This window comes from Arthrobacter sp. TJ-240, assembly GCF_058269195.1.
In genome coordinates this window covers 59,574-71,862 of the sequence record NZ_JBZCNG010000010.1, presented here as the reverse complement: position 1 = coordinate 71,862, position 12,289 = coordinate 59,574, and the positions used below count along the sequence as shown (strand labels likewise).

General features: G+C 69.0%; 8 protein-coding genes. 5 read left to right on the top strand and 3 right to left on the bottom strand.

Annotated elements, in window-relative coordinates:
* Positions 1-59: 59 nt before the first annotated feature.
* From AC4D2C_RS18425 to AC4D2C_RS18415, 3 genes are all read right to left on the bottom strand, one after another.
* On the bottom strand, positions 60-1,844 hold the full coding sequence (locus tag AC4D2C_RS18425; protein ID WP_490916262.1) for an ABC transporter family substrate-binding protein: 1,785 nt from the start codon (positions 1,842-1,844) through the stop codon (positions 60-62).
* 229 nt (positions 1,845-2,073) lie between these two features.
* The gene (locus AC4D2C_RS18420; protein ID WP_104049646.1) at positions 2,074-2,673 is read right to left on the bottom strand and encodes a GDSL-type esterase/lipase family protein; all 600 of its coding nucleotides are present in this window, start codon (positions 2,671-2,673) and stop codon (positions 2,074-2,076) included.
* Positions 2,674-2,826: 153 nt separating this feature from the next.
* Complete coding sequence (locus AC4D2C_RS18415) at positions 2,827-6,669, bottom strand: multifunctional oxoglutarate decarboxylase/oxoglutarate dehydrogenase thiamine pyrophosphate-binding subunit/dihydrolipoyllysine-residue succinyltransferase subunit (RefSeq protein WP_490916261.1); 3,843 nt, start codon at positions 6,667-6,669, stop codon at positions 2,827-2,829.
* A gap of 248 nt (positions 6,670-6,917) precedes the next feature.
* On the opposite strand from AC4D2C_RS18415, the gene guaB1 reads away from it, so the two are divergent.
* The 5 genes from guaB1 to AC4D2C_RS18390 all read left to right on the top strand — a co-directional run bounded on the left by guaB1 (position 6,918) and on the right by AC4D2C_RS18390 (position 12,240).
* Positions 6,918-8,369: a GMP reductase gene (gene guaB1 / locus AC4D2C_RS18410; RefSeq protein WP_490916260.1), complete on the top strand. Its 1,452-nt coding sequence runs from the start codon at positions 6,918-6,920 to the stop codon at positions 8,367-8,369.
* An 80-nt stretch (positions 8,370-8,449) separates the two neighbouring features.
* Complete coding sequence (locus AC4D2C_RS18405; RefSeq protein WP_490916259.1) at positions 8,450-8,635, top strand: hypothetical protein; 186 nt, start codon at positions 8,450-8,452, stop codon at positions 8,633-8,635.
* A 2-nt stretch (positions 8,636-8,637) separates the two neighbouring features.
* The gene (locus AC4D2C_RS18400) at positions 8,638-10,077 is read left to right on the top strand and encodes a hemolysin family protein (RefSeq protein ID WP_490916258.1); all 1,440 of its coding nucleotides are present in this window, start codon (positions 8,638-8,640) and stop codon (positions 10,075-10,077) included.
* Entirely contained in the window at positions 10,074-11,162 is a 1,089-nt protein-coding gene (locus AC4D2C_RS18395; protein ID WP_490916256.1) for a hemolysin family protein, read from the top strand. Before AC4D2C_RS18400 ends, AC4D2C_RS18395 begins: the two co-directional genes overlap by 4 nt.
* 94 nt (positions 11,163-11,256) lie before the next feature.
* On the top strand, positions 11,257-12,240 hold the full coding sequence (locus AC4D2C_RS18390; RefSeq protein WP_490916255.1) for a metal ABC transporter solute-binding protein, Zn/Mn family: 984 nt from the start codon (positions 11,257-11,259) through the stop codon (positions 12,238-12,240).
* Positions 12,241-12,289 lie beyond the last annotated feature (49 nt).

Genomic DNA, 12,289 nt, shown 5'->3' with positions numbered 1-12,289 from the left:
CACAGGGACGGGCAGGCCCGAGGGCCTGCCCGTCCTCATGCGTGATCCGGAAGGAGCAATCAGTTCTGCTTCGTCCAGCTGTAGGCATTCCAGGTGATGCCGGTCTGCGTCGGGTTCATCTCCACGCCCTGGAGCTTCGAGGAGTGGCCGATGATGTCGGCGTTCGCGTAGAGCACCACGTTGTACTGGGTCTCGGCGAGGCGCTGCTCGAGTTCGGTCTTCAGCGCGGGCACCTCGTCGGCCTCCGTGGTGGTCGCGATCTCGGTCCAGAGGCGGTCGACCTCTTCGTCCGCGTAGCCGCCGAAGTTCTGCTCGCCACCGGAGACGTAGATCGACTGGCCGGAGGCGACGAGTCCGGAACCGGACCAGCCGAACAGGACAGCGTCCCAGGCGCCGGGCTGCGAGAGCTTGGCGCTCCACTCGGCCTCGGGCTGCGGGACGATCTCGAAGCCGGCCTTGTCGCAGGAGTCCTTGACGAGGGCCACCATGTCGGCACGGAGCTGGCTGGTGGAAGCGTACATGAGGCTGACCTTGACGGGCTCGGTCTTGCCGGCCTCGGTCAGGAGCTTCTGGGCACCCTCGATGTCGGCAGTGCCGTCACCCTGGGCTGCGGGAGCGCCCTCGAGGACGGTGTCGTAGTCCGGCTGACCGGGCTGGTACTCGCGCAGGTTCATGACCGATCCCTCGGGATCGATCGGGGTCACGAACTTGTCGACCATGTCGGCGCGGGGGACGCAGGCATTGAAGGCCTGGCGGACCTTGACGTCCTCGAAGACGGCGCCGGGGCGCTGATCGAGGTCGATGTGCGAGAAGGTCATCGAGGTCCCGGCGTCCACCGTGACGGTGTCGCCGATCTGCTCGAGGGCAGCCTTGGTGTCGACCGAGGGGCTGGAGGGGTCGATCACGTCGACGTCGCCGTTCTGGAGGGCCTGGACGGCCTCCTCGTCGACGATCGTCTTGAAGACGATGGTGTCGGTCTTGCCGGCGCGCTCCTCGCCCCAGTACTTGTCGTTCTTGACGAGCGTGAGGGTGCCGTTCGTCGCGTTGTCCAGCTTGTACGGGCCGGAGGAGGGCAGCAGGGCCGCGTCGGGGAGCGTGGGCAGGTCCGCCTCGTAGTCCCAGCCCGAGTTCCAGAACTCGGCGACCGGGGTGAGCGCGGCCAGGTCCTTGTTCTTGAGGGCGTCGACCAGTGCGGCGCCGTCACCCTCGGTGGACAGACCGCCCTGCTCCGCGGCGATGTGCGCGGGCATGAAGACCCCACCGGTCAGGAGGGCTTCCCAGTCGGCGTACGGCTCGTCGAACACGAGCTCGAACTCCTTGTCACCCGGCTCGCCCTCGATCATCTTCGTCTGGGCGAAACCGTTGGTCGAGGAGGCCAGGAAGAGATCGGACTCGGCGCCCGTCGCGGGGTCGGTGACACCGCTGGGGGTCGTTCCCGAGAACGCGGACCATGCGAGCAGCACGTCGTCGTAGTCGATCGCCACGCCGTCGGACCAGACAGCATCTTCGTCGATGGTGTACTTGACCGTCAGCGGGTCGTCGCTGGTCTTCTCGTAGGTGCCGAAGTCAGGGTTGGCCTCGAGCTCTCCGGCCGCCGTGAAGGCCGCGAAGCCGCTCGAGGTCAGGTTGTCGACGTAGCCGTTGTACACGGAGTTCGTGGCCGCGGTGTTGCCGTTGTAGCCCGTGGGCGCCTGGCTGATCGCGATGTTGATCGTCGACGCGAGGTTCTCCGCGGCACCTTCCGATGCGGGGGTCTCGGCCGTTCCGCCCGCCGATCCACAGGCGCTCAGCATGAGCGCTCCGATGGACAGTGCGGCGAGCGTCATAGTGCGCTTATTACGCATTGAATAGTCCTTACTGTGCTTGGCGCGAGGGGCCAAGGGGTGCCCCACGAGGCGGATTGCTGCAGTGACGGCAATCACACTCGGACAGCATAGCGAAGGATTGTTGCCCCCGGACACTCAGTGAACCTTTGATAACCCATTTGTTACCTCGCTGAAATATAAGGACTCCGAGCAATCGGAAAGCCCCGGGGAACAGCGTGTCCCCGGGGCTCTGCAGACCTCTGGTGCCCTATTCTGGCGCCGGCACTTCCAGCCACTGGAACCAGCCGCGGTGCAGTACGAGCCACGCCACGAGACCGTAGCCCGCCTGGCCCGGAGTGCCCCCGTTGGAGGCGAGGTCGTGCCGCCACTGCTCGTGCGCGAGCAGTGGCGTGAAGGTGTCGACGAAGACGTGCTTGCGGCGCGTCGTGACGTCGCCGAACGCGGCGGACAGATCGGCGAGGCGGCGGTTGCGCTCCGCGTCGAGGCCGGGCGGAGGGCCGACGACGAGCACCTTGACGCTCATCTGCGACGCACCGTCGAGGATGTTCGCGAGGTTGAGGCGGCTCCGTGCCGTCGATAGGTCGAGGTCGAGATCCCGGTCGGACAGGCCGATCACGAGGCGGTTCTCGAAGCCGGCCTCGAAGCGGCGTCCGACCTCCTGCAGCCAGCGGTTCGCGAGGGCCTCGGTGCCCTCACCGGGCGCAGGGAGGCTGTAGGCCTCCACGCTCGCGCTGTCCGGGCGGGTCCGCGCCATCACACGCCCGAACCATCCCAGAGCGCGTGGATCACCGAGCCCCGCGAGGAGTTCGTCGCCCACTGCTGCTAGCCGGATTCTGCGTTGTTCCACTGGTCCCTCGGTGTGCTGGTCGTCGAAAAGGAGCAGGGCACGCGGAACGGCACGGGGCCGTTCGTGCCCTTAAAGGCATCAGGTGGGGCCTCGGGCCCCACCTGACATCATACTGATGGCTCACTACTGGCCTGCCACCGGCCCGCTACCGGCTTACTGCTGCCGGCCGAACGCCTTCTTGATGAGGAGTTCCTGCTCCACGGCGTGGCTCTTCGCGGAGCCGGTGGCCGTCGAGGCCGACGCCGGACGCGAGGCCAGGCGGATGGGCCGATCCAGCTCCTGCGGGAGGTTCAGGCCGATGAACGGCCACGGACCCTGGTTCGCCGGCTCGTCCTGCGCCCAGACGATCTCCGCGTCGGGGTACGTGGCGAGCACAGCCCTGATCTCGTCCACGGGGAGCGGGTACAGCTGCTCCACGCGCACGATGGCCGTCCGGGCGTCGTCGAGCTTCTGCCGTGACGCCAGGAGGTCGTAGTACAGCCTGCCGGATACGAGGATCACGCGCTCCACATCGCTGCCCGACGTCCCGAGCGTGTCAGGGATCACCGGACGGAAGGTGCCCTGCGTGAAGTCCTCGACGGGGCTCGCCGCGCCCTTGAGGCGGAGCAGCTGCTTGGGCGTGAAGATCACGAGCGGCTTCCGCGGACGGGTGTAGGCGTGCCGGCGCAGCAGGTGGAAGTGCGACGCGGCCGAACTCGGGTTGGCAACGACCATGTTCTGCTCGGCGCACATCTGGAGGAAGCGCTCGATCCGGGCGGAGGAGTGGTCGGGGCCCTGGCCCTCGTAGCCGTGGGGCAGCATCAGGACGAGGGAGGAGCGCTGGCCCCACTTCTGCTCCGCCGAGCTGATGAACTCGTCGATGATGGTCTGGGCGCCGTTGACGAAGTCGCCGAACTGCGCCTCCCAGATCACCAGGGCGTCCGGGCGTTCCACGGAGTAGCCGTACTCGAATCCCATGGCCGCGTATTCGCTGAGCAGGGAGTCGTAGATCCAGAACTTCGCCTGGTCGGTGCTGAGGCCGTCGAGCGGCAGCCACTCGTGGCCGGTGGCCCGGTCGTGGAACACCGCGTGGCGCTGCACGAAGGTCCCGCGGCGCGAGTCCTGGCCGGCGAGCCGCACGGGCACGCCCTCCATGAGGAGGGACCCGAACGCCGCGATCTCGCCGAAGCCCCAGTCGATGCCGCCCTCGCGGGACATCTGCTCGCGCTTGTCCAGCAGGGCCTTGAGCTTCGGGTGCACCGTGAAGCCCTCGGGGATCGAGGTGTGGGCCGCACCGATGTGTGCGAGCGTCTCGGCGCTGATCGCCGTCTGCGGGGCGTCGCCGCGGCCGCCGTCCGCCTGCTGCGCGTAGGGGCGTTCGAGGTCGGACACCGCCTGCGGGTCCTGCGTGATGACGGGGATCGGCGAGGTCTGCGCCGCGTGCGTCTCGGCGAAGACACGCTCCAGGCGCTCCTGGTAGTCGCGCAGGGCCTGCTCGGCCTCCTCCTGCGTGATGTCGCCGCGGCCGATCAGGGCCTCGGTGTAGAGCTTCCGGACGGAGCGCTTGGCCTCGATGAGGTTGTACATCATGGGCTGGGTCATCGAGGGGTCGTCGCCCTCGTTGTGGCCGCGCCGGCGGTAGCAGACCATGTCGATGACGACGTCCTTGTTGAACCGCTGGCGGAACTGGTACGCCATCTGGGCCACGCGGACCACGGCCTCGGGATCGTCGCCGTTCACGTGGAACACCGGCGCCTGGACCATCTTCGCGACGTCCGTGGAGTACACGGAGGAGCGCGAGGACGTGGGACTCGTGGTGAAGCCGACCTGGTTGTTCACGATGACGTGGATGGTGCCACCGGTGCGGTAACCGCGCAGCTGCGAGAGGTTGAGCGTCTCCGCCACCACGCCCTGCCCGGCGAACGCCGCATCGCCGTGGATGAGGATCGGCAGCACCGGGAAGGTGTCGCCCTGGTCGAGGAGGTCCTGCTTGGCGCGGACTATCCCCTCGAGCACGGGATCGACGGCCTCGAGGTGGGACGGGTTCGCGGCGAGGTAGACCTTGGTCTCGTTGCCGGCGTCGGACGTGAAGGTGCCTTCGGTGCCGAGGTGGTACTTCACGTCGCCCGACCCCTGCACGGAGCGGGGATCCTGCGTGCCCTCGAACTCGCGGAACACCTGGGCGTAGGTCTTGCCGGCGATGTTGGTCAGCACGTTCAGGCGGCCGCGGTGCGCCATGCCGATGGCGACCTCGTCGAGGCCGTCGTCGGCCGCACCCGAGATCACGGCGTCGAGCAGCGGGATCAGGGACTCGCCGCCCTCGAGGGAGAAGCGCTTCTGGCCGACGAACTTGGTCTGCAGGAACGTCTCGAACGCCTCGGCGGAGTTCAGCTTGTGCAGGATGCGCAGCTGCTCCTCGCGGCTCGGCTTGGAGTAGGGGTGCTCCAGCTCGTCCTGGAACCACTGCCGCTCGGCGGGGTCCTGGAGGTGCATGTACTCGATGCCCGTCGTGCGGCAGTACGCGTCACGGAGCACGCCGAGCATGTCACGGAACTTGAGCATCGGCTGGCCGCCGAAGCCGCCCGTGGGCCACTCGCGGTCGAGGTCCCACAGCGTGAGTCCGTGCGTCCTGATGTCCAGGTCGGCGTGCTTGCGCTGTACGTACTCGAGCGGGTTGGTGTCCGCCATGAGGTGTCCGCGGACGCGGTACGCGTGGATGAGCTGCTGGATCCGGGCGACCTTGTTGATCTGGTCCACCGGGTCGACCTGGATGTCGGCGCTCCAGCGCACGGGCTCGTAGGGGATCCGCAGCGACTCGAAGATCTCGTCGTAGAAGCCCTGCTCACCCAGCAGGAGCTGGTGGATGATGCGCAGGAACTCGCCGCTGCCGGCACCCTGGATGACGCGGTGGTCGTAGGTGGAGGTCAGCGTGATGGTCTTGCTGATCGCGTGCTTGGCGAGCGTCTTCTCGCTCGAGCCCTGGAACTCCGCGGGGTACTCGAGGGCGCCTGCGCCGATGATGCAGGCCTGGCCCTTGGAGAGGCGCGGGACGGAGTGGACCGTCCCGATGCCGCCCGGGTTGGTGAGGGACACCGTGGTGCCGGCGTAGTCGTCCGCGCCGAGCTTCCCCGCACGGGCCTTCTTGACGAGGTCCTCGTAGGCGTGCCAGAACTCCGAGAAGTTCATGGTCTCGGCCTTCTTGATGTTCGGCACCACGAGCGAGCGCGTGCCGTCCGGCTTCGGCATGTCGATCGCCAGACCGAAGTTCACGTGCGCCGGCTGGATCGCGGAGGGCTTGCCGTCGACGACGTCGTAGTAGACGTTCTGCGACGGGAACTGGGCGAGGGCGCGGATGATCGCGTAGCCGATCAGGTGCGTGAAGGAGACCTTGCCGCCTCGGGCGCGGGCCAGGTTGCTGTTGATGACCACGCGGTTGTCGATGAGCAGCTTCGCCGGGATGGCGCGGACACTCGTGGCCGTGGGGACGCTGAGGCTGGCCTCCATGTTGGTGGAGATCGCCTTCGCCGGGCCGCGCAGCACGCTGACCCGGTTCTCCTCCATCTCGCCGTTGCGGTCGGAGACCGGCAGCTGGGCCGGGATGGGCTTCGCGGCGGGCTTCTCCTCGCGCGAGCTCTCGGGCTTCTTCGCCGGTGCGGGCTCCTTCGCCACGGGCGGCGTGCCGTCCTGCTGGGTGCTGGCCGGGCTCTCGCCCGATGCCTTGGGCGCCGGGGCCTCGGTCTTCACGACCGGCAGTTCCTTCGTGGGGGGCGTCGGAGTGGCGGCGGAGGTGCCCTTGCTCCCGGGGGCGGCGGGTGCCGCAGGGGCGGCGCCGGCGGGCCGATCCGCTGCCGAGGGGCGTCCGTTCGGGGCGTTCTCCGCGTCGAACGAATCGAACAGGTCCCACCACTTCTTGTCGACCGAGTGGCGGTCCTTCTGGAACTGTTCGTAGAGTTCATCAACGAGCCACTCGTTCCCGCCGAACTCTTCAGGCAGACGATGGCTGGTTTGTTCTGGCACTTGGTATACGCCTCTTCCGTAAGTTGCCCTGAGCGCGATGCGGGCGGCACGATCGGCCGAGAAGCCGCGTCTGAACCCTGTCCAAGTGTAGTGACAGGAGTAGGCAACGGCCAATCAGGCGTGTCGTGCGCAGGCGCGCCGTGCGATACTGCGCGCGGACGACGGATGTGCCCGGAGGCGGACGACGCACTAGACTCTATGCGGCTGTCCATCAGGCTGCCCGTCCAGCCGTCGACGCAGGGAGAACCGTGCGCTTCATCACCCCGCCCACCACCGACCTCACCTACTCGGACGTGTTCCTCGTCCCGAGTGCCTCCGAGGTCATCTCCCGCTTCGATGTGGACCTCTCCTCCGACGACGGCACGGGGACCACGATCCCGCTGGTCGTGGCGAACATGACGGCGGTCACCGGTCGGCGCATGGTCGAGACCGTCGCCCGGCGTGGCGGGATCGGCGTGCTCCCGCAGGACGTGCCGGTCGAGGTGATCGCCGAGGTCACCTCGTGGGTCAAGGACCGCCACCCCGTCTTCGAGACGCCGCTGAGGCTCCAGCCGGGCAACACCGTGATCGACGCCCTGCATCTCATGCACAAGCGCGCCCACGGGGCCGTCCTCGTCGTCGACGGGTCCGGTGCCTGCGTGGGTGTGGTGAACGCGGCCGACTGCGAGGAGGTGGACCGTTTCGCCTCGCTCGAGTCCGTGATGCGGGCGGCGCCCGCGCCGTTCGAGGCCGCCCTGTTCGACGAGGAGCCGGCCGTGGCCCTGCAGAAGGCCTTCGAGGACCTCGACGGTGCACGCATCGCCCTCGCACCCGTGGTGCGCGACGGCGTGCTGCAGGGTGTCATCACCCGCAACGGTGCGCTCCGCTCCACGATCTACGAGCCTGCGCTCGACACCGCGGGCAGGCTCCGCGTCGCCGCGGCGGTCGGCATCAACGGCGACGTCGAGGCGAAGGCCTCGGCCCTGCTCGAGGCAGGCGTCGACGTCCTCGTCGTGGACACCGCCCACGGCCACCAGCGGAAGATGCTCGACGCCCTCGCCGTCGTGCGCGGCCTGGACCCGAAGGTCCCGATCGTGGCCGGCAACGTGGTCAGCGCCGACGGGGTGCGCGACCTGGTCGCCGCGGGCGCGTCCATCGTCAAGGTCGGTGTGGGCCCCGGCGCCATGTGCACCACGCGCATGATGACCGCCGTCGGGCGCCCGCAGTTCTCCGCCGTCCACGAGTGCGCGCAGGCCGCGGCCGAGCTCGGCGCCCATGTGTGGGCCGACGGCGGTGTCCGCTACCCGCGCGACGTCGCCCTCGCCCTCGCCGCGGGCGCGAGCCAGGTCATGATCGGCTCCTGGTTCGCCGGGACCTACGAGAGCCCGGGCGACCTGCAGACCGACAGCAACGGCCGCCGCTACAAGGAGAGCTTCGGCATGGCGTCGGCCCGTGCGGTGCAGAACCGCACCCGGCGTGACGACGTCTTCGCGCGTGCCCGGAAGGGCCTGTTCGAGGAGGGTATCTCCACCTCGAAGATGTACCTGGACCCTGCCCGCCCCGGCGTGGAGGACCTGCTCGACCTGATCACCGCCGGCGTGCGCAGCTCCATGACCTATGCGGGCGCCGATTCGCTGGCCGAGTTCCGTGAGCGCGCGGTGGTCGGCGTGCAGTCGGCCGCCGGGTACGAGGAGGGGCGTCCGCTCCAGCAGAGCTGGTAGGCCCGCCCGAGGGCGCGGTTCCGCCCGCGGAGAAAGTCCTCGGTCGCGCACGTGTCCGAGCCGGTAAACTGGGCCTCCTTATGGACAGTCCTTCCAGGGGCCGGCTCGATGCCGGCATCCCCTCACCTCTCGCCCATGTGCTGCCCGGAACCGATGCGGAACGCGCTGTCGACGCCGGTTCGGACGCGGCCCTCCCCGACGCGGCGGACCCCCTCAGACGCGGGCCGCTGCGCCCCCTGCCCGTGCTGATCGGGGAGGGGAGGTAGCGGTGGAGTGGATGTACCTGGCCGTCGGCCTGCTCCTCGTCCTCGGGACGGGGTTCTTCGTGGCCGTCGAGTTCGCGCTCGTGGCCCTCGACCAGACGTACGTGCAGCGCGCGGTGGAGGACGGCGACACGAAGGCCGAGCCGCTGCTGCGATGCCTGAAGTCGCTCTCCACGCAGCTGTCGAGCTGCCAGCTCGGCATCACCCTCACCACGCTGCTCACCGGATACGTCATGGAGCCGTCCGTGGGGAAGCTCCTCGAGGCGCCCCTCGCCGGACTCGGCCTGTCGGAGGCCCTCATCGCCTCCACCTCGATCATCATCGCGATGATCCTGGCGACCCTGCTCTCCATGCTCATCGGGGAGCTCGTCCCGAAGAACCTGTCCATCGCGCTGCCCTTCCGTGTGGGCAAGGCGCTCGCGCGCCCTCAACTCGTCTTCACCGCCGTCTTCAAGCCGGCCATCATCGTGCTCAACGGCTTCTCCAACCGGGTCCTCGGCATCTTCGGTCTGGAGGCCAAGGAGGAGATCTCGGGCGCCAGGACGCCGTCGGAGCTCTCCTCGCTGGTGCGCCGCTCGGCGGAGATGGGCACGCTGGACCAGGGCACGGCCAACTTCCTGGCGCGGACCTTCAGCTTCTCGGAGCGGACGGCCGCCGACGTCATGACCCCGCGCATCCGCATGGAGGTCATCGACTCCGAGCAGACCGTGGCCGACGTCGTCGAGGCGGCGCGGCGTACCGGCTTCTCCCGGTTCCCGCTCATCGGCGACTCCGCCGACGACATCCGCGGCGTGGTGCACGTCAAGAAGGCCGTCGCCGTGCCGCGCCACAAGCGCGCCGATCTCCCCGCCGGCACCATCATGACCGATGTGCTCCGCGTGCCCGAGACGGTGCACCTGGACTCCCTCCTCAGCGAGCTCCGCGAGGCCAACCTCCAGCTCGCCGTCGTGCTGGACGAGTACGGCGGGACGGCCGGCGTCGCGACCCTCGAGGACCTCGTGGAGGAGATCGTCGGCGAGGTCAAGGACGAGCACGACAAGCTGAAGCCCGGTGTGCTGCAGAGCGCGGCGGGGGACTGGTTCTTCCCGGGTCTCCTCCGACCGGACGAGGTCACCCTGCAGATCCCGGGCCTCGTGGTGCCCGACGAGGCCGGGTACGAGACCGTGGCCGGCTTCATCATGGCCGAGCTCGGGCGCGTGCCCGCCCCGGGCGACCGCGTCGAGGTGCCCGAGGGTACCCTCACCGTGGAGCGCATGGACGGACGGCGCATCGACCGCGTCCACTTCCGCCCCGCGCCCGTCCCCGCCGGGGACGAGCCCGACGACGCCGTGGTCCCCGAGCACCAGTCCGTGCCGCTGGGTACCGGCTCGCACGACACCGCCCCGCGCCCCGGCGCCCGTCCTGCCTTCGCGGGCAGCACCGCCGTCAGGAAGGCCGACCGATGAGTGACTGGGCAGGAATCGTCTGGCTCGTCGTCCTCCTGATGGGCAACGCGTTCTTCGTCGGCTCGGAGTTCGCCATCATGTCCGCGCGCCGGAGCCAGATCGAGCCGCTGGCCGAGGCCGGGTCGAAGCGCGCCCGGACCACCATCTGGGCCATGGAGCACGTCTCCCTCATGCTCGCCTGCTCGCAGCTGGGCATCACCGTCTGCTCCCTGCTGATCCTGCAGGTCGCCGAACCGGCCATCCATCACCTGTTCGTGGTGCCGTTCGAGGCCGTCGGCATCCCCGAAGGCCTCGCGGACGGGGTCGCGTTCGCGCTGGCACTGGTCCTCGTGACCTTCCTGCACGTGACGTTCGGCGAGATGGTGCCGAAGAACATCTCGGTCTCCGTGGCGGACAAGGCGGCGCTCCTCCTGGCCCCGCCACTCGTGATGATCGCGCGGGTGGTCAACCCGGTGATCTCCACGCTGAACTGGACCGCGAACCACATCCTCCGGGCCCTCAAGGTGGAGCCGAAGGATGAGGTGTCCTCGACGTACACGCTCGAGGAGGTCCAGTCGATCGTGGAGGAGTCCACGAGGAGCGGGCTCGTGGACGACGAGTCCGGCCTGATCACCGGTGCCCTCGAGTTCTCCGGCCAGACGGCCGAGACGACGATGATCCCCCTCGGTGAACTGGTCACCGTCCGCACCGACGCGACCCCCGAGGACTTCGAGCGCGCCGTGGGCCGCACCGGATTCTCCCGGTTCGTCATGATGGACGACTCCGGGAACCTCACGGGCTACATGCACCTGAAGGACGTCATGTCCATGCCGCAGGCCATGTACCGGCGCCCCATCACGGAGAACAAGGTGCGCACGCTCGTGAACCTGTCGCTCAGCGACGAGATCGAGGACGCGCTCGCCGTGATGCAGCGGACGGGCTCGCACCTGGCGCGCGTCCTCGGACCCGACGGTTCCACGCGGGGCGTGCTCTTCCTCGAGGACGTCATCGAGCAGCTCATCGGCGAGATCAGGGACGCCACACAGAACCAGGGTGTCCGGCGGACAGGGGAGGGCGCAGGCGGCGCGGAGGCGCCCGTCCGCTGACGCAGGTCCCCGCGGGGGAAATGCGAACGGTTCGCGTCTAGGTTATGCTCGATGTCCTAACGTAAACAGTTCTCATTAGTCAGATCGAGGTCCCATGCGCCTGTCCCGCCGTCTCGCCGTTCCCGCACTCCTGGCCGCCTCCGCCGTCGGGCTCGCCGCCTGTGGCGACGGCGGATCGGGCGCGCAGGCGGCGGACGCCGCCGACGACGGGGCGCTCACCATCGTCACCGCCACCAACGTGTACGGGGACATCGCCTCGGCCGTGGGCGGCGACGACGTGGAGGTGACCGCGATCGTCGACAGCCTCAGCCAGGACCCCCACTCGTACGAGGCGACCGTGCAGGACAAGCTGTCCGTCTCCGAGGCGGATCTCGTCATCGAGAACGGGGGAGGCTACGACGTCTTCCTCGGCCGCCTCGCCGAGGAGACGGGCGTGGGGACGGTGCTCAGCGCCGTCGAGCTCTCAGGACTCGAGGAGGGACACTCCGCGGAGGAGGAGGCGTCCGGCGAGGCGCACGCCGACCCGTCCGGCGAGGAAGGCCATGACCACGGCGCCTTCAACGAGCACGTCTGGTACGACCTGCCCGCCATGATGGCCCTCGCCGACGCCATCGCCGGGGAACTCGGCCGGCTGGACGAGGCGAACGCCGACGCGTACCAAGAGCGGGCCGACGCCTTCACCGCCGAACTGCAGACGATCCAGGACCGCCTGACGGCGCTCGCCGCGGACGGACCCGGTGGCGAGGTAGCCGTCACCGAGCCCGTCCCCGCGTACCTGCTCGAGGATGCGGGCCTCACCGACGTCACCCCCGAGCAGTTCACCGAGGCCATCGAGGAGGAATCGGAGGTCCCCGTCGCGGTCCTCGAGGACATGAAGTCGCTCGTGACGGGCGGGACGCTCACCTTCCTCGCCTACAACGACCAGACCGAGGGGTCGCAGACCGAGGCGGTGCGGTCGGCCGCCGAGGGTGCGGGCCTGCCCGTGCTCGTCTTCACCGAGACGCTGCCCGACGGCGAGGACTACGTTTCCTGGATGAGCGCCAACACCGATAGCATCGAGGCGGCGCTCGGATCGTGACCCCACGCTCCGCGCTCTCGGCGACCGGTCCCGGTGCGCCCCCGACGGA

What these genes read in the sequence shown, in the direction of transcription:
- AC4D2C_RS18395 (WP_490916256.1), top strand. Translation starts at nt 10,074, where the DNA reads ATGAGTGACTGGGCAGGAATCGTCTGGCTCGTCGTCCTCCTGATGGGC.
- AC4D2C_RS18425 (WP_490916262.1), bottom strand. Translation starts at nt 1,844, where the DNA reads ATGCGTAATAAGCGCACTATGACGCTCGCCGCACTGTCCATCGGAGCG.
- AC4D2C_RS18405 (WP_490916259.1), top strand. Translation starts at nt 8,450, where the DNA reads ATGGACAGTCCTTCCAGGGGCCGGCTCGATGCCGGCATCCCCTCACCT.
- AC4D2C_RS18390 (WP_490916255.1), top strand. Translation starts at nt 11,257, where the DNA reads ATGCGCCTGTCCCGCCGTCTCGCCGTTCCCGCACTCCTGGCCGCCTCC.